This window comes from Pseudarthrobacter sp. SSS035, assembly GCF_023273875.1.
Taxonomy (GTDB): domain Bacteria; phylum Actinomycetota; class Actinomycetes; order Actinomycetales; family Micrococcaceae; genus Arthrobacter.
This window is the reverse complement of record NZ_CP096882.1, coordinates 1627535-1651205: the sequence shown is the minus strand read 5'-3', so window position 1 is coordinate 1651205 and position 23671 is coordinate 1627535. Positions and strand designations below refer to the sequence as shown.

At 65.5% G+C, this 23671-nt stretch carries 22 protein-coding genes; 6 read left to right on the top strand and 16 right to left on the bottom strand.

Features of this window, described 5'->3' with window-relative positions; translation table 11 throughout:
- Positions 1-138 precede the first annotated feature (138 nt).
- The gene (locus MUN23_RS07565; RefSeq protein ID WP_371876033.1) at positions 139-864 is read left to right on the top strand and encodes a FadR/GntR family transcriptional regulator; all 726 of its coding nucleotides are present in this window, start codon (positions 139-141) and stop codon (positions 862-864) included.
- A gap of 71 nt (positions 865-935) precedes the next feature.
- Positions 936-1703: a glucosamine-6-phosphate deaminase gene (locus tag MUN23_RS07560; RefSeq protein WP_248763251.1), complete on the top strand. Its 768-nt coding sequence runs from the start codon at positions 936-938 to the stop codon at positions 1701-1703.
- Between the two features lie 344 nt (positions 1704-2047).
- Here the strand turns inward: MUN23_RS07560 and MUN23_RS07555 are convergent, their stop codons facing one another.
- Positions 2048-2611, bottom strand: coding sequence for a dihydrofolate reductase family protein (locus MUN23_RS07555; RefSeq protein ID WP_248763250.1), 564 nt, complete (start codon positions 2609-2611; stop codon positions 2048-2050).
- A 288-nt stretch (positions 2612-2899) separates the two neighbouring features.
- On the opposite strand from MUN23_RS07555, the gene MUN23_RS07550 reads away from it, so the two are divergent.
- Both MUN23_RS07550 and MUN23_RS07545 read left to right on the top strand, forming a co-directional pair.
- Positions 2900-3133 carry a hypothetical protein gene (locus MUN23_RS07550; protein ID WP_248763249.1) on the top strand — a complete coding sequence of 78 codons (234 nt, stop codon included), beginning with the start codon at positions 2900-2902 and terminating at the stop codon, positions 3131-3133.
- Between the two features lie 119 nt (positions 3134-3252).
- A complete protein-coding gene (locus MUN23_RS07545; RefSeq protein ID WP_248763248.1) occupies positions 3253-4074 on the top strand; it encodes an MBL fold metallo-hydrolase in 822 nt (273 codons plus the stop codon).
- 81 nt (positions 4075-4155) lie between these two features.
- On the opposite strand, the gene MUN23_RS07540 is transcribed toward MUN23_RS07545, so the two are convergent.
- Entirely contained in the window at positions 4156-4668 is a 513-nt protein-coding gene (locus MUN23_RS07540) for a MepB family protein (RefSeq protein WP_248763247.1), read from the bottom strand.
- Between the two features lie 485 nt (positions 4669-5153).
- On the opposite strand from MUN23_RS07540, the gene MUN23_RS07535 reads away from it, so the two are divergent.
- Together MUN23_RS07535 and MUN23_RS07530 are read left to right on the top strand one after the other, a co-directional pair.
- Positions 5154-6301, top strand: a protein-coding gene (locus tag MUN23_RS07535) for an IS3 family transposase (protein WP_248762336.1) whose coding sequence is annotated in 2 segments (ribosomal slippage) — positions 5154-5427 and positions 5427-6301 — 1149 coding nt in all. Because the reading frame shifts where the segments join, the coding sequence is not laid out codon by codon here.
- A gap of 75 nt (positions 6302-6376) precedes the next feature.
- A complete protein-coding gene (locus tag MUN23_RS07530) occupies positions 6377-6514 on the top strand; it encodes a hypothetical protein (protein WP_248763246.1) in 138 nt (45 codons plus the stop codon).
- Positions 6515-7264: 750 nt separating this feature from the next.
- Here MUN23_RS07530 and MUN23_RS07525 read toward each other — a convergent pair.
- The 14 genes from MUN23_RS07525 to MUN23_RS07460 form a co-directional block, all read right to left on the bottom strand.
- Complete coding sequence (locus MUN23_RS07525; RefSeq protein WP_248763245.1) at positions 7265-8098, bottom strand: hypothetical protein; 834 nt, start codon at positions 8096-8098, stop codon at positions 7265-7267.
- 71 nt (positions 8099-8169) lie between these two features.
- Positions 8170-8595, bottom strand: coding sequence for a hypothetical protein (locus tag MUN23_RS07520; protein ID WP_248763244.1), 426 nt, complete (start codon positions 8593-8595; stop codon positions 8170-8172).
- Between the two features lie 121 nt (positions 8596-8716).
- Positions 8717-9343, bottom strand: coding sequence for a hypothetical protein (locus MUN23_RS07515; RefSeq protein ID WP_248763243.1), 627 nt, complete (start codon positions 9341-9343; stop codon positions 8717-8719).
- Between the two features lie 41 nt (positions 9344-9384).
- The gene (locus tag MUN23_RS07510) at positions 9385-10212 is read right to left on the bottom strand and encodes a CPBP family intramembrane glutamic endopeptidase (RefSeq protein WP_248763242.1); all 828 of its coding nucleotides are present in this window, start codon (positions 10210-10212) and stop codon (positions 9385-9387) included.
- 120 nt (positions 10213-10332) lie between these two features.
- Complete coding sequence (locus MUN23_RS07505) at positions 10333-11745, bottom strand: amino acid permease (RefSeq protein WP_248763241.1); 1413 nt, start codon at positions 11743-11745, stop codon at positions 10333-10335.
- 267 nt (positions 11746-12012) lie between these two features.
- Complete coding sequence (gene nagA, locus MUN23_RS07500) at positions 12013-13299, bottom strand: N-acetylglucosamine-6-phosphate deacetylase (RefSeq protein ID WP_371875991.1); 1287 nt, start codon at positions 13297-13299, stop codon at positions 12013-12015.
- Positions 13296-13979 (bottom strand): N-acetylmannosamine-6-phosphate 2-epimerase, encoded by a 684-nt coding sequence (locus tag MUN23_RS07495; RefSeq protein ID WP_248763240.1) that lies wholly within the window; start codon positions 13977-13979, stop codon positions 13296-13298. The genes nagA and MUN23_RS07495 overlap by 4 nt, the downstream gene beginning before the upstream one ends.
- Entirely contained in the window at positions 13976-14956 is a 981-nt protein-coding gene (locus tag MUN23_RS07490) for an ROK family protein (protein ID WP_248763239.1), read from the bottom strand. Before MUN23_RS07490 ends, MUN23_RS07495 begins: the two co-directional genes overlap by 4 nt.
- A gap of 165 nt (positions 14957-15121) precedes the next feature.
- A complete protein-coding gene (locus MUN23_RS07485) occupies positions 15122-16051 on the bottom strand; it encodes a dihydrodipicolinate synthase family protein (RefSeq protein ID WP_248763238.1) in 930 nt (309 codons plus the stop codon).
- A gap of 48 nt (positions 16052-16099) precedes the next feature.
- Complete coding sequence (locus tag MUN23_RS07480) at positions 16100-16906, bottom strand: ATP-binding cassette domain-containing protein (protein ID WP_248763237.1); 807 nt, start codon at positions 16904-16906, stop codon at positions 16100-16102.
- The gene (locus tag MUN23_RS07475) at positions 16903-19038 is read right to left on the bottom strand and encodes a dipeptide/oligopeptide/nickel ABC transporter permease/ATP-binding protein (RefSeq protein ID WP_248763236.1); all 2136 of its coding nucleotides are present in this window, start codon (positions 19036-19038) and stop codon (positions 16903-16905) included. Before MUN23_RS07475 ends, MUN23_RS07480 begins: the two co-directional genes overlap by 4 nt.
- A 3-nt stretch (positions 19039-19041) precedes the next feature.
- Entirely contained in the window at positions 19042-19998 is a 957-nt protein-coding gene (locus tag MUN23_RS07470; RefSeq protein ID WP_256468709.1) for an ABC transporter permease, read from the bottom strand.
- Between the two features lie 108 nt (positions 19999-20106).
- On the bottom strand, positions 20107-21729 hold the full coding sequence (locus tag MUN23_RS07465) for an ABC transporter substrate-binding protein (RefSeq protein ID WP_248763234.1): 1623 nt from the start codon (positions 21727-21729) through the stop codon (positions 20107-20109).
- A 112-nt stretch (positions 21730-21841) separates the two neighbouring features.
- Positions 21842-23611, bottom strand: a complete 1770-nt coding sequence (locus tag MUN23_RS07460) for an exo-alpha-sialidase (RefSeq protein WP_248763233.1) — start codon at positions 23609-23611, stop codon at positions 21842-21844.
- Between the last annotated feature and the right edge of the window lie 60 nt (positions 23612-23671).

Here is a 23671-nt window from a genome sequence, read left to right as displayed (position 1 = left end):
AGATTCGGTCCCTCAGGGTGGAACTGTTCAAAAAATATGTTCCCACTATCTAGACATTGGACGTCCCATCTCCTGTACCCTTGAGATGTAGGACAAGTCGCGACCCCTAAGCGCGGCAAGGAGGAGACCCACGTGGCCATCGCATCGCAAGAAGTATCGCCCGCCCGTTTCAGTGCGCAGCTCCGTTCGCACGCCCTGCAGACGCAGATCATGGACCTCATTCTGGACCGCGGCCTTGACGTCGGCGACGCGCTGCCCACCGAAAGTGAGCTCTCCGCAGAGCTCGGGGTGGGCCGCAACACCGTCCGCGAGTCCCTGAAAGTACTGCAGGCGCTGGGCGTCATCGAGATCCGGCATGGCTTTGGCATGTTCGTTGCACCCAACAACTTCAGCGCCCTGGTGTCCGGCCTGACGTTCCGCGGCCGGCTGTCCCTCCGCCACAAGGGCGAGGAGGCCATGGAGCTCATTGATGTGCGCCAGGCCCTTGAGTCCGGGCTGATCGGACCGGCCATTGACCTGCTCACCGGCGAGCACGTGGCTGACCTGCGGGCCACCATGGAAGCCATGGAGGACGCGGCCAAGAAGGGGGAGCCGCTGCATGAGCACGACGCCGAATTCCACCGCCGCCTGTACGCCCCCCTGAACAATGAGCTGCTGATCAACCTCATGGATGTGTTCTGGCAGGTTTACCGCAAGATCCACCTGGCCATCGGTACCGGCCCGGTCAACCTCGAGCAGCAGACGCAGGACCACTGGGACATCTTCGAGGCCGTAGCCAACAAGGACAAGGCCCTGGCGTCCGAGCGCCTGCAGCGCCACTTTGACGGCATCCGCCTGAAACTCAAGGACGTCGCGGCCGCCTAGCCTCTTTTCCCTCCGCCGCCCGCGACCCGGGCGGACTTAGCCTTGCCCTTTTCGTAGAGAGTGCCCTTGTTGTGGAAATTTTCGTTGTGCCTACCGCCTCAGCCACCGGTTCCGTAGCCGCCGGGATCCTCGCTGCCGTCATCCGCAGCAAGCCCGACGCCGTCCTGGGCGTGGCCACGGGCGGATCGCCGCTGCCCATCTACGCGGCGCTCGCCAACCATCGGCTGGACATGTCCTCAGTCCGTGCCTTCGCCCTCGACGAGTACGTGGGCCTGCCCGCCGGACATCCCGAAAGCTACGCCGAAGTTGTCCGGCGCGAAGTGACTGAGCGGCTGCATCTGGATCCCGCCAACGTTGCCGTGCCGGACGGAAGCGCCGCAGACCCCGAGGCTGCCGCCGCTGATTACGACGCGGCCATTGCCGGAGTTGGCGGCATCGATGTGCAGATCCTCGGCATCGGCCACAACGGCCACCTGGCCTTCAACGAGCCCGGCTCCGCCCTGGACTCCCGGACCCGCGTGGAAGTCCTCACGGAACGCACGCGCGAAGCCAACGCCCGCTACTTCAGCACCCCGGAAGAAGTGCCGCTCCGCTGCATCACGCAGGGTCTGGGCACTATCTTGGAAGCCCGCCACCTCCTGCTGGTGGTCAACGGCGCGGACAAGGCCGGTATCCTGGCCGCCGCCCTCAACGGGCCGGTCACCGCTGACTGCCCGGGGTCGGTCCTGCAGCTGCACGCGCACGTGACGGTGGTGGCTGACGAAGCCGCAGCCTCGCAGCTGGCGCAGGGGAGCGGGCAGGTCGCCGTCCGGGTGTCCGGGGCGGCCGCCAGCGTCTAAGAACTGGCTGTCTGCCATTCGTACTGCGGATCTGATGTCTCAGGAGTGTGCCGTAGAGGTATTTGGCGTTGTTCTGGTCCTGCATCCACTTGTGGCTGATTAGACGCTGACGAACTCCCCGACCACTGCTTTGCCGCGTTGTGTCGTAGACGGGGACCGAGAATGACTTTCCGCGGCGAGCCTCCTACCAGGCCACTGCGTCGGCCGGGCCCCTGAAGGTTTCATCGCCGCTGTGCCGTCCGCCTCTTCCAACTCCGTTCTATAAACGTAGCCACGGGTTCCATTTGCAGGCATAACTGGCCCGTCGCATAACTGCGGTCATGTCCGGTGTCCTATTTTCGTGCTCAGCGCCTCGTCTCGTACCTGGTCAGGACCACCCCGCCGGGAAACGTCCGCGTCTCCACCAGGTTCAGGTTCACCCAGCTATCCAGCGCGGTGAAGAACGGCGTGCCGCCGCCCACCAGGACAGGATGGGTCACGATCGTGTACTCGTCGATCAGCCCGGCCCGCATGGCCGCCCCGGCGAGCGTTGCACCACCAACCCTCATCGGCTCGCCGTCCTCAGCCTTGAGCCGGGTGATCTCCGCGACCGCGTCGCCGGTGACCATGCGGGTGTTCCAGTCGACGGTGTCGATCGTTGAGGAGAACACCACCTTCGGCGTGTCCCGCCAGTTCCGCGCGAACTCGATCTGCGCAGGGGTGGCATTGGGCTGCTGGTCGCCGGTCGGCCAGTGGGAACTCATGGCCTCCCACAGCTTGCGCCCATACAGCAACAGGCCGATCGCCCGCTCCTGATCGAGCCACCGCTGAAACAGCTCGTCGCTCGGCCGGCTCCACCCGAGGTCGTCGCCGGGCGCGGCGACGTAGCCATCCAGTGTCAGGTTCATGCCGTAGATCAGTTTCCGCATCGCGCCATGCCTTCCGTCTCGTAGTGGTCGAGGGCGTCATTGAACTCTGTCGTCCCGCATATGATCGGCAGCATGCTGTCCCTCATGGAGCCACCGTAACTGCCCATGATCTGGATGCCATAGCCTTCGGTCCGTGTTTCAACTGAGCTGCCCGGTGAAGGATCCCCACCGGGACACCTCTGGGGCTTCACTAACCGGGGAAGCAGCGCTCGTTAGCCGGCGCCTCAGCCGGAGTTCGTCCCACGGCGGAATGTGTACGCACGACTTCGTCGGTGCAATACTGCGTTGATGAACATCCTTGAGTGGTGGCCTCTGGTCGATGCGGAAACACGCGACTGGCTCATTGAGCACAACGGCGAGCCGCTGCCGCCGAATGTAATCGCCGACATCATGGCGGTTACGAACGGCACGACCGATTCTGAGTGGTGGGCTGGCGAATCAGCAGACGGTCCCCAGCTTTCCGACGAGGCTGTGGATTGGATTGAGGCTGTCGCCAACGACGAGAAGCCGACAGCCGACTGAAATCTTCTGCCGCGTCGCGCTGAGGGTTCTCCTTCCGGAAACCATGGTGCTTGCAATCCACGACCGCCAGCTAATACCGTCTCGACAAGGGGTTGCAAACCACAAGCGGAAGGCATTTCATGCTGAAGGAAGTCGCTGAGGGCGTTCTGGTTCACGAGAGCGAGTTCATCCAGAGTAATTCCGTTGTCGTGCAGGGCCGGGACGGTGTGTTGCTCATCGACCCCGGTATAACGGTCGCCGAAATGGCGGCCCTCGCGAACGACCTCCGCGAGTTGGGCCAGCCTGTCGTGGCAGGCTTCTCGACGCATCCTGATTGGGACCACGTGCTCTGGCACGCCAACTTCGGCGACGCGGCCCGTTACGGTACAGCCCGCTGCGCGGCCTCCATCCAAGATCTGCTGTCGAACGCGGACTGGAAGGCCCGCATAGCCGAGGGGCTCCCGCCGGAGTACGCCGAGGATATCCCGATGGATCTGCTCGGTCTCATTACCGGTCTGCCCGCCGATACTGCGCAGATTCCTTGGGATGGCCCCACAGTCCGGATCATCGAGCATCAGGCCCATGCCCCAGGCCATGCGGCGCTGTTGATCGAGGAGCGCGGCGTCCTCGTCGCCGGCGATATGCTTTCTGACATCCTGATGCCGTTCCTCGACCTCGAGGCAGCGAATCCGATCGAGGACTACCTCGGCGCGCTGCGGCTGTTTGACAGCGTGGCCGACTACGTTGATGCCGTCATCCCCGGTCACGGCTCAGTCGGCGGAGCTGAGCAGCTACGAGCACGTATCAAACAGGATCGCGCGTACGTGCAGGCCCTGCGAGACGGCGGTGTTCCCGACGACTCGCGGGTCGGTCCATCGGCCGCGTTGGAATGGCTGCCCGACGTGCATAGATGGCAGCTCCAGCGGCTCGCCCAAAGAGAACAGAACGAGACGCCCGAATAGCCGTGGCATCCCGGGCGCTGCGGGGTGTCCCGACGACGGCCCGCCACCTGAGCTCGCCTGACCTAATGTCGCCGAATCCGTCTAGGCCACAACGAAGAGTCGACTGGCTCGCTGCGCATCGATGGCGGATCCGTCAGCCATCTCGAAGAAGTAATTACACTGCCACTGCTGGGATTTTTTCGCCTGCCGATTCGTCGCAGCTGACCACGGCGGATAGACGCGGAAGCCTCGCTTGCCTCCGGCGCCGCCAACGGACACGACGCCGTGCTTGACCAGCGCCGCCTTCGGAAAAGCGAATGCTCCGACTCGGGAATCCTCCCGCACGCAGATCACCAGCACGTCGCTGTACTCCTCCGCAGGCAGAGGTTCGGTCGACCCATCGAGAGAGCGCCGCCACACTGTCACGAACAAGCCCACCTTCGTCGGGGTCAGCTTTCCGACCCTGAAGCGAACCGGAGACTGACCGATTGTCGAGATCGCGGCACCGTACTCAGCGTTGTCGACCTCGACTTTGGCGGGGGAACAGACGAGGCCGAGGTCGCCGAGAGCCCTCATCACCATGGCGACATCCGGATGGATCTGAACACCAGACATAGCACTCCCATCGAAACGAATCCCCGGCAGGAACGACGGGGCAGCACACGAAGAGCTCAGTCCTCACCACCCCGACGATATCCGCACGTGCACGTCTTTCGGAAAGAGGATCCTGGCAACGAATCCTCTCATTCACAAACAACCCCTAAAGGGTCGATTTGAAGGCTCGAAACGGGACACGTTCTGCGGAACGCCGTGATGGTCTTTGCGGCACGTTGAACGCGCTTGGAATTCGCGCTACGTCAGCTCCACCAGTCCAAGGCATTCGATCACAACGTGTTCAGGCTGCCGGGGATCGTCACCCCAAATACGAACCGGAAGTCCCCCTGTGAGTGTCCTGATGCCGGCGATGCGGTCCAAATAGACAGTCTCAATCTCAACAAGCCTGCGGCCCGTCGGAAGGATTGGTTGGGTCCCCAGGTAGAAGTCCAGTGTTTGTGTGAGTTTCGTGTCCGAGAATGGACACAGGAGGAAATTCACGAATCATGGCACGCAGACACACCCCCGAGCAGGTCATCGCCAAAGTCCGGCAGGGCCAGAAAATGCTCAACGACGGACGACCGATGGTCGAGGTCATCAAGGAGCTCCAGGTCACTGAGGCGACCTGGTACCGGTGGTTGAACCAGTACGGCTCCGAGAAGAACGCCGAGGCGTCCAAGCGGACCAGGGAGCTGGAGAAGGAGAACGCCCGGCTTAAGCGGCTGCTGGCGGAGAAGGAACTGGCTATCGACATCCTCAACGAGGTGGCCAAGGGAAAATTCTGAGCCCCGAACCCCGCCGCCGTGCCGTGCGCATGGCGGTGGAGAAGTTCGGGGCGTCCGAACGCTTCGCCTGCGCGGTTCTGGGCCAGAACCGGTCCGCTTTCCGCAAGAAGAAACCCGAGATGGGCTTCGAGGAAGCCCAGCTCCGGGCTGCCCTGCGCGCCGTCGCCGGGAAGCACCCCTCCTGGGGCTGGCGGAAGGCCCGCTGGCACCTGCTGGCCCAGCCAGAGTGGGACGGCGTGGCGCTGAACAGGAAGCGGATCCGCCGGCTCTGGCGCGACGAAGGCCTGGCCTGTAAACCCAGGGCGCGGAAGAAGCGCCGCGCCGGGCCCGGCGCCGGGGAGCAGAAGCGGCTCACAGCCGAGTACCCGATGCACGTGGTCAGCTTCGACTTCCAGTCCGACGTGACCTCCTGCGGCCGGCACATCCGGTTCTTCAACGTCATCGACGAATACACCCGCACCGCGCTGGCGATCATCCCGCGCCGGTCGTTCAAAGCCACCGACGTCGTCGCGGTGCTGGAGAACATCATCGCCGAAACCGGCACCGCCCCGGCCTACGTCAGGTGTGACAACGGACCGGAATTCACCGCCGCGGCACTGCTCGAGTGGTGCAACACCGCCGGCGTCGACACCGCATTCATAGACCCGGGATCACCCTGGCAGAACGGCTTCATCGAATCCTTCAACGCCCAATTCAGAAGGGAACAACTCTCCGGAGAAATCATGGACACCATGGCCGAAGCGAAGTATTTGGCAGAGGAATGGAAAGCTATCTACAATCATGAACGGCCCCACGGATCCCTGGACGGCATGACGCCGAAACGCTACTGGGAAAACTGGACGCAAGAAAACCAATTAGCTATCGCATAAACGCTGGACTGCTAACGGGGGCCCAACCAGGATGCCATCGAAAAGCAGGATCATCTTGGACGAAGACGGGGCCTCGTGAGTGATTCGGAGTTCAACGTCACCGTCTACGTCGTGTTGGACGGCAAGGGCGAGCGTGCTCTCGCTTTGCCAAATGTTGGCTATTCCGTCGATGTCCGGAACATTGGGGTCGTCTTCGGTTATCAGGAGCATTAAGGCATTCGGATATGCAGCGGTGGTCTTAAACAGGGGACTCATGGCCGGTGGCTCCCTCACTCTGATTGGTCAGTCCCAGCCTATAGACCGGGGGGTGACCGCAGCTGTACCTATGTCTTGAGAGTGCCGTCCCGTAACGGGGCTCCTCTGCTCTTTCCGTTGTCTCCTGCGTATTACTCCCAGAGGTCCGCGCCTTATCTAATTCGACTCCGTGTAGACAATTTCGATTGTGGTTGCATTCTCGGCCGGCTGTCCGTAAATCAGCGTGTAACGCGAGTATGGCTCCGGCCGTCCGTCTCTCGTGAAATGGTGGTCCTCCCAGCGAAGGAAAACCTCGAATGGGTGACCGTCTGCGTTCTTCGCCCCCCATTCGATGACGTCCGTGACCTGCTCGGCGTCAGTGACATCCCATTCATCCACGTACCAGGCGAAATGCGACGCTGGCGGCGGGGTCCAGAGCCGAACTCTGTAAATCGGTGCGGAGTCACCACCCCCAACGGAATCACTCGAACCAGCTCGGACGCTATGCATGGGCCGAGCCTACGCCCAGGGAGGAACCTGAAGAACGGCCGGCCTCAAAAGCGCGGCCGGCGAATCGCGACGGCAGACTGATCGGCTCCGCATTGCTGAGCTGAAACGTGCGGCCCCGCCCAAGAACATCGCCAACGGCAGTGACGGAGGCTAGGCGCGCTGCCCGTTCCTGCTAGCCTTCGGCCCAGGTTGAAGTAATCCCAGGGCACAAAGGCCTGGTCAGGCCCCGGCCTGCGGCAGCACCAGCAGGTAGCCGGCCGGCAGATCGCTGCTCCAGCGTCGCGGCTCGCGGACCACGAACTGCGTCGCCAGCTGCTCGGGGGTGAGCAGGCTGTTGGGCGCGGGCGACGGACCCCACTGCCCGCTGCCGTGCGGGTAGAGCGGATCCAGGACGCGGATGCCGGTGACCGAGAACTCCGTGAACTGGCCGGGATCGCCGAGCGACTCAAACCCGCTCATCACCCACGCGTGGCGACCACTCCACATGACCAGCCCGACCGGCCGGCCCGTTTCGGTGATGGCGCGCGCCGCCGTTTGCAGCGCGTCCCCGTAGTCGGCGATGCTGACGACGGCGTATGGTCCCATCCCGACGTCGGTCAGCACCTCCGCCCATCCGAGCGGGTTAGCGCCGTTGAACGAGTTGGACGAACGTGCCCGGGCCTTCTCCCACAGGTCGCCCTGCTGAGCGCGATCGGCCCACGTGCCGCCCCCGGTGTCATCGATGAGGTTGTGCGTCATCTGGATGCTCGCCGCAACACACCAGTCGAAGGTGTACTGCGGCACGAAGTCCCCCTCCTGGTAGAGGTTGAGGGCAAACGCCTGGGGCGCCGCGGTTGGCGTGGGAAGCTGAGCAGGAGCGGGGGTGGGCGTCGGCGTGGCGTCCTGGGTCCGCTGAGGGGCGGGGGCGACGTCGCCAGCGGCCGGCCGGGCCGAGGAGCTCGGGCTCGGTCGATCCGTGACGGTCTCGTCAAAGCCGATCGCGGGCGCGCACGCAGTGAGGAGCATCGTCAGGGCGACGAGCCAAGCCAGAAGACGGGCAGTGGCACCGGTCATGATCGAAAGTCTAGCGCGATGCGGCGGGAATGCCTCGGGCAGGTCCTCCCTCGGCTGGGAACCGGGTCCACCTAGAGTGGCGGCAGAACGACAGTCGTTTTCCCATATTGGAGCGTTACCTCCCGCGAGACGTCCACCTCATTTGGGGTCCTGATGATGTAAGTGCGCGGAGCCAGGTCTGCGGTGCAGTTCGGTCCACCGCGGGTGTCGATACCCAGCGTCAGGTGATGGGCATCGACCACCTCGATTGAAGACGGGAAAGCCGGACAGCTTGAGCTGCCACCCAGGACGACAGCGAATTTCGCGCCGGCATCGAGCCAGCCTGCCTGAGGGAACGGATATAAGGGACTCTGAGCAGAAGAGCCTGGCTTCGCGGTGATCGCATCCGGAGGAAGCCCGCCCTGACGCTCAGATTCGGCAATCGACGCGGGCTCGACCGAGCATCCGGCCAACACCGCGGACATCCCAATAAACCAAAACCGACCGAACTTCCCCATGCCACAAGGCTACGGCGTGACCTGTGGGAGGTCATTTCAGGTACGTCCCGGGGGTTCTGCTGGCTTCTCATCCGTCAGATTCTGTTCAGGACCGGACCTTGCACGACTACCGGGAACGCGCCTAAGACCGCGGGCGCGTTGTCACTCCGCGGGGAGGCGTGGCCGGGGCGCCTGTGCGGATGATCCACCATCCCAGTGCTGCCATGACCAGGCCGATGGGGATCCCGTACGGCGGCAGTCCGGCGTTGTAGCCAAGGAGTCCTGCGACAACGAACAGCAGGCCAAGCCACACGGGAAACATGTGTGAACGCCAGCCAGCGATGCCAAAGACCACCCAGCCGACGGCGAACAGAACATAACTGGAGAACCCGCCGATCACCAGCATTCCAGACCCGCCGGCAAGGATCGCGCCGGGGGCGACGTCGGCAATCCAGGGGCCGGCGAAGCCGTCAAACCACATGTTGCCGGCCATGTCCAGGGTGCCGACGAGCGCGAAGCAGAATGCAACGGCGCCCAGTCCTCGCGCCCGGCCGCCGAGCCTGAAGTAGACAGACACCAGTGCGAGGACAAGCCCAATGAACACCACCCAGTACAGGGCATTGGCGACTATGAAGGGCGTCTGCCGCATCATTTCGATCCGGTCGAGGCTCCGGTCGGCAGTGAGTAGACGGGCCACGTCCACAGCAGCGAAGACGACGCCGGACACCAGAGCGATAGGGCCGGCAGCCTTAGCTAATGGTGGGGCCATTTTTCCTCCTGACTTGGTGGGATGCGCGCGCCCGCCGTCGTTTACATCGGACGCCTCCTGAAGGAGAAACGCCCGACGGCGGTGGCCGGGCGGGGTGCCTTGCGCCAGGCCCGGCGGTCCAGCGCCACAGTGGCCAGAACCGCGAGGACGACGACGCCGAAGTAGATCAGCTCCGCGCGGTCGGCGCCGGCGCCGGCGCCGGTGAAGCCGAAGGAACCCGTCGTGAAGGTGCCCTGGCTGTTGTGGAACAGGAGCGTCAGCAGGACGCTGCCGCCTGTGCGGTTGAAAAGCCACACGTAGAGGAAGGTGATGGCGAACGTCGTCGGCAGGCCGATCAGGCTGAGCCCGCCAAAGAGGACCAGCGGCAGGTGCCACAGGGCCACGAGGACGCCGAGAATGGCTGCGGACAGCAGCGGCGGACGGGAGGCCTGAAGCAGCGGGAGGGCGTAGCCGCGGAATCCGGGTTCTTCGCCCAGTGGTCCGTCCATCGGATTGACCAGCCGGACGGCGAAGACGGTCAGCAGCCCGCTCCACGTCAGCTGTGCGAGGCCCGGAGCGGAGGCCCCGAGTGCCATGGTGATGAGCCCCGTCACGAGGACAAGGACGACAGGGAGGAGAAGCGCGACGGCGTACCAGACCCACCCGACGCGCCACCGGATGAGGCGCCGGCCCCAGTCGCGGAAGCCAGGGCGGCCCTCGGCCAGGGCGATGACGATGATTGCCGCAGCCAGCGGGCCTATCGGCAGGAATTCCATGCGCGGGATCAGTCCTGACGCATAAGCGGGCCACGATGCCCAGGAAATCGCGTAAGTCAGGACAAAGAATGCCAAAAGCCTGTGGTGTCTTAGCCAGCCAGTGGAACGGCGCATGATGGCTCCAAACAGTCACTGCAAGGTGCTCCAATTGTCCGCCCCTGCAAGCGTGCGCGCCAGTGCCGATGCTTCGGAAATCGACGGTGCCACTTATCCGTCGATTGGCGCAGTTGCCGCCTACAGGGCGGGAGTGCGCAAGGACGCGTCTTCGGCTTCGTTCACGTCGTTGGGCTGATGTGGGCTGAGGTTCTTCCGGTATCGGAATACGGCAATGCCGACGACGACAGCGGCGAGTGCCATGGAGAGCAGCAGCGATTCGCGGGTTGCGTCCAGGATCAGCATGCCGATGAGCAGGGCGACGATGCTGGCGATTGCGAGCCACGTCAGGTACGGGTAAAGCCACATCTTCATGGCGAGGTCCTTTGCGGCTGCGCCCATACGGCGGCGCAGGATCAGCTGTGAGGTGGCGATGACCAGCCACACGAAGAGTGCGATGGCGCCCGAGGTATTGACCAGGAAAAGAAATACCGTTTCCGGGGCAACATAGTTCAGTCCCACCGTGATGAACCCGACCACGGTGGATGACAGCACGGCGGCCGCCGGAACACCGCGCTTGGAGATCTTGGTCCAGGACTTCGGGGCATCTCCTCGCTGGGAGAGGGAGAACAGCATGCGGCTGGCGGTGTAGAGGCCGGAATTCAGGCAAGACAGGACCGATGTCAGCACGACGATGTCCATAATGGTTCCCGCACCCGGAATGCCGAACAGCTCAATGACGGCCACATACGGGCTCTTGGCCACGTTGGCGGAGTTCCAGGGCAGCAGGGTTACGACGATGGCGATGGACCCGATGTAGAAGACCAGGATGCGCCATACGGTGGACTTGACGGCCTTCTTGACCGCGTCAACGGGATTTTCGGACTCGCCGGCGGCGATCGTGGCGATCTCGGCCCCGAAGAAGGAGAACACCACCACCAGAATGCCGGCCAGCACGGCGCCTGGACCGTTCGGGAAGAACCCGCCGTTTTCAAGCAGGTTACTGACTCCCGGGGCGGGAACCCCGGGAACAAGGCCGAGGATGGCGGCAATGCCGAACAGCAGGAAAAGCACGATGGCCGTCACTTTGATAGAAGCGAACCAGAACTCGAATTCACCATAGGACTTCACCGAGCCAAGGTTGGTCAGCGTCAGAAGGACCATGAGCAGCAGCGCCCACACCCATTGGTCGATGCCCGGCACCCAGCGGTGCATAATTGCTGCGCCGGCGGTCGCCTCGATTCCCAGGACGATGATCCAGAACCAGGCATACAGCCAACCGATGCTGAACCCCGCCCAGCGTCCCAGCGCTTTGTCGGCGTAAGCGGAAAAGGACCCGGTTTCCGGATTGGCTGCGGCCATTTCGCCGAGCATCCGCATGACCAGGATGACCACGAGCCCGGCTGCCGCGTAAGCCAGGAGGATGCCTGGGCCTGCTTGCTGAATCGCTGCTCCTGAGCCAACGAACAGCCCGGCGCCAATGACGCCGGCGATCGCGATCATGGAGAGATGCCGCGGCTTGAGTGTTTTTGACAGCTGTGTGTCCGTGTTCATGGTGACGAGGCTTTCGATAGGCGGACCGTCAGGTTCAACGCTGGGCGGCGGGTGACCTGAGCCACATGCCCTATAGACGCTAGCCGCCGCTCGCGAAAACGGCATTGGTCGTTTGCCCAACCAGGCAGCGCGGCGGGTGTGCGATTGCGAAATTTTTGACCGGGAGCCCGCCCTGCCGTGTCCCATAGGTAAACATTGAACACGCTCGCCTTTGCACTCTCCGCCGGGCCCTCGTCACCACGGAGTGTCAGGCGGCCAGAGCCGTTGCTAAACCCCGACGGCGGGGCGGCCCAGGGTGCGCCCCTCGCGCAGGACCAGGACGCGGCGGAAGTTCCGGTCCGCCACCACGACGTCGGCACGCAGGCCCGCGCGCAGGCTTCCGAATTCCTGCGACTGGCCGATGATGGCCGCCGGAACTGCGGTGGCTGACAGAACAGCGGCAGCCGGCTCCACGCCGGCGTCAATGGTCCGCCGCACAACGTCCAGCAGGGTGGCCGTCCCGCCGGCGAGGGTGCCGTTGCTGAGCCGGGCCACGGCACCGCTGACGGAGACGGCGGCGGGGCCAAGCTCGTAGTCCCCGTCCGGCAGCCCGGTGGCGGCCATGGAGTCGGTCACCAGGACCACATTGTCCGCCCCCACCAGCTCGAAGACCATCCGAACCGTTTCAGGGTCCAGGTGCGCGCCGTCGGCGATGAGTTCGACGGCGATCGTGCCGGCCCCGGCCAGCCGGAGGCACGCGGCGACGGGTCCGGGGCTGCGGTGGTGCAGCGGCGGCATGCCGTTGAAGAGATGTGTGATGGTGGGGCGCGATACGGTCCCCAGGCCGGATGCCGCCAAAAGCTCCGCCGCCTCGGTGAGGGAGGCCGCCGTCGTCCGCGCGTCCGCGTCAGTATGGCCCAACGACGGCGTGACGCCGTGTTCGGCGAGCATACGCACCACGGCGTCGGCGCCGGGAAGTTCAGGCGCGTAGGTCATGGTCCGCAGGTGGCCGCCGGCCGCGGCCAGCAGGTCGCCCAGCAGAGCGAGGTCCGGCTCACGCAGGTACCGCGGATCCTGTGCGCCGCAGCGAGCGTGGGACAGGAACGGCCCCTCGGAATGGATGCCCGCGATGAGCCCTTCATCGGCGAGCAGCCGCAGGGTTTCCAAGCCACGCAGCAGGTCCTCGCGGGACGCGGTCACCGTGCTTGCGAGCAGCGTGGTGGTGCCGCTGCGGTGCAGGAAGTCAACGGCGGTCCTGGCAGCCCCGCTGTCGCCGCTGGGGAAGTCGCCGCCCACCGCCCCATGGCAGTGCAGGTCCACGAGGCCGGGCAGAATCATGCTCCCCGGTGGAAGTTCGAGTTCTTCAAGGCCGGGCAGCGACGCCTCAGCCAGGCCAGCGCGGGGCCCCACATAGGCGATGCGGCCGTCCGCGACCGCCACAACCGCGTCGTTCTGGACCGAACCGTCGGTCAGGACTGTGCCGGCCAGCAGGTAGTTCCCGGACCCGGCCGCGGTGGGCTGTGTTTGTTCCGGATGTGCTCGTTCCGGCTGTGCTCGTTCCGGCGGCGGAGTCACTTCAGGGCCTCTGTGAACCAGCCGGTGATGGTGGCCGGGTGCGTGATCGCGGTACCGACGACGACGGCGAACGCGCCGGCGTCGAGGCACTGGCGGGCCTGGGCGGGGGAGTGGAGGCGGCCTTCGGCGATGAGCGGCACGCCGAAGCCGGCGGCGGCGATCTGCTTCAGCAGTTCCAGGTCGGGGCCGTGCGTCTTGGGGCGCTCGCCAGAGTAACCGGACAAGGTGGTGCCGATCAGGTCGGCTCCGGTCTCGACCGCGGCGGCAGCGTCGTCGAACGAGCCGCAGTCCGCCATCACCAGCGCGTGGGAATCCTGGTGGATGCCCGCCACCGTCTGGGCCAGGGTCAGGCCGTCCGGACGCTCCCGGCGCGTGCCGTCGATCGCCACCACGTGGGCGCCCGCGTTGGCCACCGCCAAAGCGTGCCGGAGTGTGGGAGTGATGAAGACGCCGTCGTGACCATCCTTCCAGAGCCCGATCACCGGAACCTCCACCGCTGCACGGGTGAACTGCACATCGGCCAGGCCTTGGACACGGACGGCGGAGGCGCCGCCGATCACTGCGGAAGCGGCCATCTGCGCCGTGGTGCGCGGGTCCCGCAGGGGCTCGCCCGGATACGCCTGGCAGGAGACGATGAGTTGCCCGCGCAGGGCTTCGAGGGCTTCGGGGGTCAGAATCACGGTCGGTTCCTCTGGATATGTGGCGGCGTGGAATAAGAGTCTGCGTTGAGCACCAGGCGCGCGGCGCCCACCATTGCTGCCGCGTTGCCGAGTTTAGCGGGAAGGATGGGGAGGCCGAGCAGCGCGGGCAGGAGTTCGGCGCGCAGGGCGCGTTCCATGGGACGCCACCAGGGCGCGCCGGCGTCGGAGAGCCCGCCGGAAACCACCACCACTTCGGGGTCCAGGATGTTGGCGAGTCCGCCCACGGCCTGGCCGGCGGCAGAGGCGCCCATCCCCACCGCCTGGATGGCTATGGCATCGCTGGCGCCGGCGAGGGCAAAGACACCGCGGGCGTCCAGCGCCGGCTCCTGGCCGCCCAGACGCACGTACGCCTCGCGGATGGCGGGCCCGGAGGCGATGGCCTCAACATGCCCGGCCCCGCCGCAGACGCAGGGCAAAGCCTGACCCTCATGGAACGCATATGGGGACGCGAAGTGGCCCACGTGCCCGCCCGCGTAGCGGTGACCAAGGACCGGGTGCCCGGCCAGCACAAAACTGCCGCCGACGCCGGTGCCGAAGGCCACCAGGAGCGAGCTTGCGGTTCCCGCGGCGGAACCCGTCCACGACTCGCCCAGGGCGTGCGCATGGACATCGTTCACCGCCTGCACAGCCTCCGGCGCCAGGCCAAGCCGGGCGGCCAACCCTGCGGTCAGCTCCGTCCCGGCCCACCCGAGGATCGCATCGGTAGCGGACACCACAACACCATGAGCGGCGTCAATGACCCCGGCCGAACCAACACCAACCCCCACAACGTCCAGGCCCGCTGCCTGAGCCCGCGACATAAGAGAAGAAACCAGCGCCGCAGTAGCGTCCAAAATGGCGTCCCCACCATCCCGGTTCAGAGTCGGAATAGTCTCCGAAAACAAGACCTCCCCGTCCCCGGAAACAACCCCGGCAGCAGTCTTAGTACCCCCAAGGTCAACACCGATCGCGTACATTATTTTCTTCCTAACAAGGGATCTCGACAGGCTCGATCACCGGGGTCTGGTTGATCACGGAAGCAGCGCTGGACATGTTTCTTTTGCGTAGGCTGCGTTGTTGCGTGAGGAACGAGCGCAGCAGCCGGCAAAAGGAGCATGCCCAGCGCCCCAGCCGAGGAGGACCTAGATCAGGCCGTTGCGTTCGAGGATGACCTTGACCGCTGCGGTCTCGCCTTCGTCCAGGGAGAGCATGGGGGCGCTCATGACGTTCGTCTTGATGATGCCCATGAGCTGCAGGGCGGTCTTGAAGGCGCCCAGGCCCGCGGCGTTGCCGGACATGCGGCCGGCCTTGGGCGTGTTGACGATTTCGAAGACATCGGCGAGGCGGTCCTGCTCGGCGGCGGCCTTGGCCCAGTCGCCGGCCACAGCGGCGTCGTAGAGGCGGCGGTAGCCGGCCGGGTCAACGTTGCCGAGGCCCGGAACAACACCCTGGGCGCCGCCCAGGAGGGCGCCGTCCACAACCACTTCGTGGCCGGTGAAGATGTCGAAGTTGGGGATCTCCTTGGCTGCGATGAGCAGCTGGCGGAACGAGACGTCGTCGCCGGAGGAGTCCTTTACCCCGGCAATGACGCCCTCGCGGCCCAGCTCGACCAGAAGGTCGGTGGGCAGCTTGAAGTGGGTGCGCACCGGCACGTCGTAGGCGAAGACGGGAACGTCGACGGCGGCGGCGATGGAGCGGAAGTGGGTGTTGTTCTCCTGGGCGTTGGAGATGGCGTAGTACAGGCTGGTGGCCACGATCGAGTCGGCGCCCAGCGCGATGACGCGCTTGGCTTCTTCGATGACGCGGTTGGTGGTCTGTTCTACGGCGCCCACGATGACCGGCACCTGGCCGGCGTTTACGCCTGCCACGGTCTGCACGACGAGGTCGCGCTCGGTGTTGGTCATGTGCGTGACCTCGCCGGAGGAACCCAGCACAAACAGGCCGCTGACGCCGCCGTCGAGCAGGTGCTTGGTGACGTTTTCCAGCGACGGTACGTCGATGGCGCCTTCGGCGGTGCGGGGGGTTACGACGGGCGGAATGACGCCCTGGAAGCGGGAAGCGACGGTGGTCACAGAGTTCTCCAAATATTGATGGTTAGACGAAAATTTGCGGCGGGAAAGCTAGATGTGGAGCAGGCTCGGGGCGGCGCCCAGGAGCTTCTTGGTGTAGTCGTTGGTAGGGCTGTCGAAGACCTGGGTGGCGGTGCCCTGCTCGACGATCTTGCCGAAGTACATAACGCAGATGCGGTCCGAGACGTAGCGGACGGTCTGGATGTCATGCGAGATGAACACCATGCCGAGGTTCAGCTGGGTCTTCAGGTCCGAGAGCAGGTTGAGCACCTGGGCGCGGACGGAAACGTCCAGGGCCGACGTCGGCTCGTCCGCCACAATGATGTCCGGGTCCAGGGCCAGGGCGCGGGCGATCGCCACACGCTGGCGCTGGCCACCGGAAACCTGAGACGGCGTGACCTCGGCCGCGGACTGCGGCAGGCCCACCAGGGCCAGCAGTTCCTTGACCTTCGCCGCGCGTGTTGCTGCGTTGCCGATGCCGTGGATCTGCAGCGGGTCCGTGAGGATGTCCTGGACGGTCATGCGCGGGTTCAGCGCCGTGGCCGGGTCCTGGAAAACCACGGACACGGACCGGCCGAATTCCTTGCGGAGGGCGGCGTTCCGCTTGATGGCGGGCTTGCCGTGGAACAGGACCTCGCCCGACGTCGGCGGCTGCAGTCCCACGAGCACGGACGCGAGCGTGGACTTGCCGCAGCCGGACTCACCCACGATGCCCACGGTTTCGCCGCGGCTGATGCTGAAGTCGACGCCGTCGACCGCCTTGACGATGTTCGGGCGGAAGAGCCCGCCGCCACGTGCGTGGTGGTAGACCTTGACGTCCTTGAGCTCGATGACCGGCTTGCCGGTTGAAATGCTCATTTTGCATCCTCCTTCAGGTGGCTCGCCCAGTAGTGGTCAGCGTCCCCGCCGTTGGCGGCTCCTACTGACGTCAGGACCAGCTGCTGGTCGGGGTCGGCGTCGGATCGCAGTGAACGCGGGGCGAAGCGGTCGCCCGGGGCGAAGTCGCGCGGGGACGGGACGGTGCCGGGGATCTGGTGCAAGCGCACGGCGTCGGCCTCGATGGAGAGGACAGCGCCGAGCAGGCCGCGGGTGTACTCGTGCTTGGGGTTCTGCAGCAGCTCCGAAGCCTGTGCGGATTCCACCACCTGGCCGGCGTACATCACCGTGATGCGGTGGGCCAGGGAGGCCACCAGGGCGAGGTCGTGGCTGACGAAGACCATGGCGAAGCCGAGCTGTTCGCGCAGTTCGTTGAGCAGGTCCACTACCTGTTTCTGGACGGTGACGTCCAGGGCGGTGGTGGGCTCATCGGCAACCACGATCTTCGGCGAACGGGACAGTGCCATGGCGATCAGGACGCGCTGGCGCTGGCCGCCGGAGAGCTCGTGCGGGTAGCTGGCGAGCGTCCGGACGGGATCGAGCTTGACCAGTTCCAGCAGCTCGGTGGGGGTCTTGCGGCCTCCGCGCTTGGTCAGCTGCTCCATCTGGTCCTTGATCTTCATGGACGGGTTCAGGGAGCTCAGGGCGTCTTGGTAGACCATAGCGATCTGCTGGCCGCGCAGGCCTTCGTAGGCCTTGATGCTGCTGTGGCTGGTGGCCGGATCCAGCAGTTCCTTGCCGTCGAACTTGATGGAACCGGTGACCTGGGCGGTTTTGGGCAGCAGGCCCATGACCGCGAGGGACGTGATGGACTTGCCGCAGCCGGATTCGCCCACCAGGCCCATGGCTTCGCCTTCGCGGACCGTGAAGGAGACGTTGTCCACAATCGCGGTGTCGCCGAAGCGGCCCGGGAAGCGGATGGACAGATTCTTGACCTCCAGGACGTTGCGTGCGCCGGCCGGTACCTGGGGGAGGCGGTCGGTGCGCGTGGCCTCGATGGCGGAGAGCAGTTCCAGTTCCTTGTCCAGCAGCAGGTGCGGGTTCGCCGCGGCCAGCTTCGGATCGGAGAGGATGGCTGCCTCGTTGTAGTGCTCCTCGGTGAGGACGTCGCCGTAGGCGGCGCGGACGCCGTCGAGCTCATGCTCTTCCACTACCGACGGTTGGGCCACTGACGTGGCGATCTGAGTGTCGACGCCGGCACCCACGGCTGCGCCGGCAACAACAGCTGCCGAACCGTCGTCGTCCTTTACTACAGGTGCCTTGCGCAGTTTCGGGTTCACCATGGCGTCGGTGAGGCCCTCGGCGAGGATGTTCAGCGAGAGAACGGTGAGCAGGATGGTCACACCGGCGAAGGTGGTGGCCCACCAGCCGCCGGACAGGACCAGGTTGCGGCCGTAGGAGATCACGTTGCCCCACGACGGTGCGGGGTCCTGGACGCCGGCGCCGAGGAAGGACAACGAGGCTTCGAGGATGATGGCGTCAGCCACCATCACCGTGGCGAACACCAGCACGGGGGCGGCGGTGTTGCGGACGATGTGCTTGAGCAGGATGTAGAAGCGGCCTGCGCCGATCACACGCTCGGCGCGGACGTAGTCTTCGCCGTACTGGGAGAGCACGTTGGCGCGGACCACGCGGGCCAGCTGCGGGGTGTAGATGATGGCGATCGCGATGATGATGGTGGGAACCGAGTTGCCGAACGCGGCCAGCAGCACTGCGGCCAGGGCGATGCCCGGGAACGCCATCAGGATGTCCATCAGGCGCATGATCAGTTCGTTGACGGCCTTGCTGGACGTCGCGGCGAAGGAGCCTAGCAGGGCGCCGGCCAGGATGGCCAGGATGACGGCGCCGAGGCCGATCATCAGGGAGGACTGGGCGCCGAAGAGCAGGCGAGAGAAGATGTCGCGGCCCAGCCGGTCGGTGCCGAAGAAGTGCTCGGCGCCCGGCGGGGTGGCGGGGATGAAGGTCTCCAGCGGATCGTGCGGCGCGATGACCGGCGCGAATACGGCCGAGAGGACGATCATGATGAGGAAGAGGAGGGCGATGCGGGAGCCCCAAGGCAGGGCCTTGAAACGGAGGCCCGGGGCACTCAGCCGTTCAGCAAGCTTGCTACGCATGAGCTATACCGTCCTGATTCGGGGGTTTATGAGCAGGTACAGGAGGTCCACCACGATGTTCACCAGAACGAAGGTGACCGAGATGGTGAGCACCACGCCCTGGACCAGGTTGACGTCCAGGTTGGTGATGCCGTTGAGGATCAGCTGGCCCATTCCGGGGAGGGCGAAGATCATTTCAATCACGACGGCGCCGCCGAGCAGGTAGCCCACGCGCAGTCCCAGCACGGTCACCGGAGTCACCAGGGCGTTGCGGAGGACGTTCTTGGAGACTACTTCGTGGTACGGGACACCGTTGCCGATGGCGGTGCGGACGTAGTCGCGGTCCAGCTCCTCCACCATCGAGGTTCGGACCACGCGGATCAGCGAGGCGGAGACCGGGATGCCGAGGGCCAGGGCCGGGAGTGCCATCGAGTTCAGCCAGCCGCCGAAGCCGGATTCCGGCGTCGCGATTCCCCCGGAGGGGAACAGGGGGCTGGCGCCGAGGGCGAACCACTGGATCAGCAGGATGCCGAGCCAGAACGACGGCGTGGCGATCGCGGCGATCGAGAAAACGCGGACCAGCTGGTCCTGCCATTTGTCCCGGTAGAGGGCGCCGAGGATGCCGAAGGTCAGGGACAGGACGATGGCGATCAGCACGCCCAGGAACGTCAGCTGCAGCGTCAGGGGGAACGCGGAGCCGATCATGGAGGCCACCGACTTGGCCGGCGGCGTGGTGACGCCGAGGTCCAACTGCAGCAGCTTGCCGAGGAAGCTGAAGTACTGGATCACCAGCGGGTCGTTCAGGCCGTTTTCCTGGCGGTACTGCTGCTTCGCTTCTTCGGACGCACCGTCGCCGAGGGCGGAGCTTGCCTGGTCGCCAGGTGCGGCCTGCAGGACGAGGAAGACGAGCAGGGTAATGCCCAGGATCATCAATGGCAGTGCTGCGAGTCTGCGGCCAAGCAGACGCAATATCGTGACCAATTTGTTCTCCGGTTTGTTTGGGTGCTGCAGTTTCAAAATGTTGCGAGGCCTGCTCTAGGGCTCCCGGGGATGAGGGCGCAGAGCAGGCCTCGCAACGCAGTGCCTTGGTTAGGCGGTGCGTCCGACGTCGATGAACGACATGCCGGTGGTGGGCAGCGGCTTGAAGCCGTTGAGCTTCTTGTCGTCCCAGGCGGAGGGCAGCTGGCGGTGGAAGATCGGGTACAGGGGAAGTTCCTCGGAGACGAGGTCCACGATTTCGCCGGTGATCTTCTTGGCGTCTGCTGCAGCGGCCTGCGAGCCCTTGTTCATCAGTTCCTGCAGCTTGGCGCGTTCCGGGGCGGTCCAGTAGGCGCGCTTTTCCATCCAGGTGGCGCCCGAGTAGAACCAGCTCAGGAGCAGGTCAGCGTCGTTGCCGAAGACAGACGGGTCGCCGGGGGCTGCGACGACCGTGTAGTCGCCGGCGCCGACGCGGTCGGTGTACAGGGCGCCGGACTGGATGCTCTTGACGGAGACCTTCACGCCCGGGATCTTGTTCCAGGATTCGAGGATCAGCGGGGCTACGTCCTTGACCCAGGCGGTGTCCGTGGTGAGCAGCTCGAACTCGAGGCTCGTTACGCCGGCTTCCTTCAGGAGGTCCGCGGCCTTCGCAGCGTCGTAGCCGTACACGTTCTTGGCCTTGACGTAGTCCGGGTGGCCTTCCTGGAAGTAGGAGCTGGCGGGCTTGGCGTTGCCGAACAGGGCCTTCTTGATGACGGCTTCCTTGTCCAGGCCGTAGTGGAGGGCCTGGCGGACCAGCTTGTTGTTGAACGGGGCCTTGTTGCAGTTGAACATGAGGAACATCAGACCGAAGGACTGGACGGATTCAACCTTGACCTTGGACTTGAGGCCGTCGATGTCCAGGTAGGGGACGTCCTCGATGGCCTGGACACGGCCCGACTGGACGGCGGTGACGCGGGCGGCGGCGTCGGAGAGCAGGAGCCAGGTCATGCCCTTGGCCAGTGCCGGCTTGGGGCCGTTGTAGTCCGCGAACGCTTCGAAGACGATCTTGTCGTCCTTGGCGGCGGAGATGAGCTTATAGGGGCCGGTGCCGACGGGCTTGGCGTCGAAGGCCTTGAGGTCCGTGGCCAAGGCCTTGGGGACAACCTTGACCACGGAGATGCGGGGGCCGAAGCCGGGGAAGGCGTACTTGAGGGTGAACTCAACCGTCTTCGCGTCCAGGGGCTTGACGTCCTGGATGAACGGGATGAACTGCGAGAACAGGGACTTGTTCGCCGGATCCATCACGCGGGTGAAGGAGAAGGCCACGTCTTCGGTGGTGACAGGGGTGCCGTCGTGGAACTTGGCGCCTTCGCGGATGGTCACCTGGTAGGTGGTGTCGTTGACCTTCTTGGGGTCCGCCGCGGCCAGGGCGTTGTAGGGCTGGCGGGTGGCCGGGTGCAGTTCGATGAGGCCTTCGAAGATGTGCAGGTTGGCGGCCATCGGCGTGGCGCCTGAGGAGCTCAGCGGATCGAAGCCCGTGGAGAGGGCGTAGGAGATGCCCGCTTCGATGGTGAGGTCCTTGTTGATTGCCCCGGCGCCCGCGGAGCTGCCGGTGGTGGTGGCTGCCGGGCTGCCACATGCGGCGAGGGTGGTGGTGAAGGCTGCAGCGGCACCCATGGCACCGGTCAGCTTGAGGAAGTTCCGGCGGCTGGCGTCATTGACCAGCGGCAGGTTCTTGGTGATGTTGTTCATGAGGGCCTCGCCATTCCAGAAGGTTTATCGGATGTAGGACGTCCGAGCTCGTATGTCGACTGTAAGCGTCATCACAGGTTCACGTCAAGCGCCAGTTTCCCCGGACGCTCTCTCACTCGGGTGTACTGACGCCGCCGGTCCGGGTGTTAAAACTGAACGCACGACGCCGGCGCTCGGCAGTGCCGCCGCGCTCGCCGACGACTTCAAAGACCACGTCCGCGCGGCCGCGCGCCACATCCGCCTCTGTGACGGTGTACCCGGGCGTGAAATAGAGCGCCTCTTGCCCGGGGCCAAGATCCGCCGCGGGGAAGGCATCCGAGCCGGGACCGGACAGCCGGACGGCCGTCGCCGGCGAGGCTCCGTCGTTGCGTGCCCTGCCGGTGAAGGCCAAGATGTCCCCGGCCTTGTAGCCGGGAATGATGCGGCCGTAGTTCAGGTCCTGCGCCTCCCGGGTGCCGATGACCTGCGCAGCCTCGGCCGAATAGCCCTGGCCGATTTCCTTCCAGGTGTGCACGCCCCAGTCCCCGCCGCCGGGCTGCAGGACGTGGAACTCGCCGGCGTTCTGCCAGACCCTCGGGCGGCCAGGGGTGATGGAGCGGAGTTCCATGTCGAAGACCAGGCCGGCACCGTCCTCCGGAGCCCTCGCATCGGCGTCGGATGCGGGCGAAGCGCTAGCGTCAGCTGCACCAGCTGCACCAGCTGCACCAGCGGCGGCAGCAGGGCTGGCGGTGAGCTGTGCGGTGAGTTGTTCCGCGGGCACCGAGGCAAACACGATTTCCCGGTAGCCCTGGCGCTCGTAGAGTACGCCGATGTTGCCGTCGGGGAGCCGGGCGGCCGTTGAATAGGCCGAGCTCCCCGGGCACAGGACCAGCTTGGCCGGCCAGTTGGTTCCGTTATCGGTGGACAGGCTGATCACCGTGTTCCGCCGCAGTGCCGTGTCCTGGTTGTTGGTGGCCAGCAGCCACGGGCCGGTGGCGTCGCCGGCGGGGAAAGCCAGGGACGGCAGGCCGTCGAAGCGTACCAGCGAGCCGTTGTCACCCGGGTCCGGGAGGTCCTCGACCGGACGCAGGGCGCTCCAGGTGGCCCCGCCGTCGTCCGATATTGCGGCAAGGCGGCGCGGGGTGCCGCGGCTGTGCAGCAGGAGCCGGCCGTCCTGGAGGGCGGCAACCTTGTTTTCGTTGGGGGCGTGGCCGTGCGTCCGGGCGCCGATGAGCTCGCCGAGCGTCCAGGTGTCGCCGTGGTCGTCGCTGTACGCAGAAGCGGCCATGATCTCGCCGCCGGCAAGGACCACAAACTGCTGGACCAGCCGGCCGCGGTAAGGGCCGGTGTGGATCTGGATGCCCTGCCCCGCCGCCGCGAAGATCCCGGTGATGTCCGGCTCGCCCGCACTGGGCCCACGCGGGTGAGCCGGCTGGCGGATCTTGAGCTGGGCGGTGATCCTGCGGTGCTGCCAGGTCAGGCCGTCGTCGTCCGAGTAGCTGAGGTCGCAGTGCTGGACGTCGTCATCGGGCTCCATCCCGGCCGCCGCTTCGAAGAATCCGGCGTGCGTTCCGGCGGCGTGGAACATGAAGATCCGGCCGGTTTCGACGTCCACCAGGAGGCTCGGATCGCCGTAGCCGTTGAGGCCGCCACCCGTCCTCACTACCTGCTGTCCGCCCCAGGTCCGGCCGTTGTCCGTGCTGCGCCGGAGCAGGAGGTCGATCGGGTTGGGCAGGTCATCGAGGTTGGGGCGGCCGTCGTAGGCGGCCAGCAGCGTGCCCTGCCGCGAGACGGCGAGGGCGGGGATCCTGTATTGCCGGTAGCCGCCGGTGCCGCGGACCGCCAGGACGTGTTCGACGTCGGGCATGGCAGCCGTCATTGACTGGAGGACATGGGATGTCATATCTCCATGGTAGGCGACGCGTAACACGCCTGTGTAGGCGGGCGCATCTCTGGCAGAGTA

Bases quoted from the DNA above. Each gene is read 5' to 3' on its own strand.
- MUN23_RS07555 (WP_248763250.1), bottom strand. From the start codon at position 2,611: ATGCGGAAACTGATCTACGGCATGAACCTGACACTGGATGGCTACGTC.
- MUN23_RS07475 (WP_248763236.1), bottom strand. From the start codon at position 19,038: ATGCGTAGCAAGCTTGCTGAACGGCTGAGTGCCCCGGGCCTCCGTTTC.
- MUN23_RS07490 (WP_248763239.1), bottom strand. From the start codon at position 14,956: ATGTACGCGATCGGTGTTGACCTTGGGGGTACTAAGACTGCTGCCGGG.
- MUN23_RS07545 (WP_248763248.1), top strand. From the start codon at position 3,253: ATGCTGAAGGAAGTCGCTGAGGGCGTTCTGGTTCACGAGAGCGAGTTC.
- MUN23_RS07515 (WP_248763243.1), bottom strand. From the start codon at position 9,343: ATGGCCCCACCATTAGCTAAGGCTGCCGGCCCTATCGCTCTGGTGTCC.
- MUN23_RS07480 (WP_248763237.1), bottom strand. From the start codon at position 16,906: ATGAGCATTTCAACCGGCAAGCCGGTCATCGAGCTCAAGGACGTCAAG.
- MUN23_RS07540 (WP_248763247.1), bottom strand. From the start codon at position 4,668: ATGTCTGGTGTTCAGATCCATCCGGATGTCGCCATGGTGATGAGGGCT.
- MUN23_RS07465 (WP_248763234.1), bottom strand. From the start codon at position 21,729: ATGAACAACATCACCAAGAACCTGCCGCTGGTCAATGACGCCAGCCGC.
- MUN23_RS07550 (WP_248763249.1), top strand. From the start codon at position 2,900: ATGAACATCCTTGAGTGGTGGCCTCTGGTCGATGCGGAAACACGCGAC.
- MUN23_RS07460 (WP_248763233.1), bottom strand. From the start codon at position 23,611: ATGACATCCCATGTCCTCCAGTCAATGACGGCTGCCATGCCCGACGTC.
- MUN23_RS07525 (WP_248763245.1), bottom strand. From the start codon at position 8,098: ATGACCGGTGCCACTGCCCGTCTTCTGGCTTGGCTCGTCGCCCTGACG.
- MUN23_RS07510 (WP_248763242.1), bottom strand. From the start codon at position 10,212: ATGCGCCGTTCCACTGGCTGGCTAAGACACCACAGGCTTTTGGCATTC.
- MUN23_RS07520 (WP_248763244.1), bottom strand. From the start codon at position 8,595: ATGGGGAAGTTCGGTCGGTTTTGGTTTATTGGGATGTCCGCGGTGTTG.
- MUN23_RS07505 (WP_248763241.1), bottom strand. From the start codon at position 11,745: ATGAACACGGACACACAGCTGTCAAAAACACTCAAGCCGCGGCATCTC.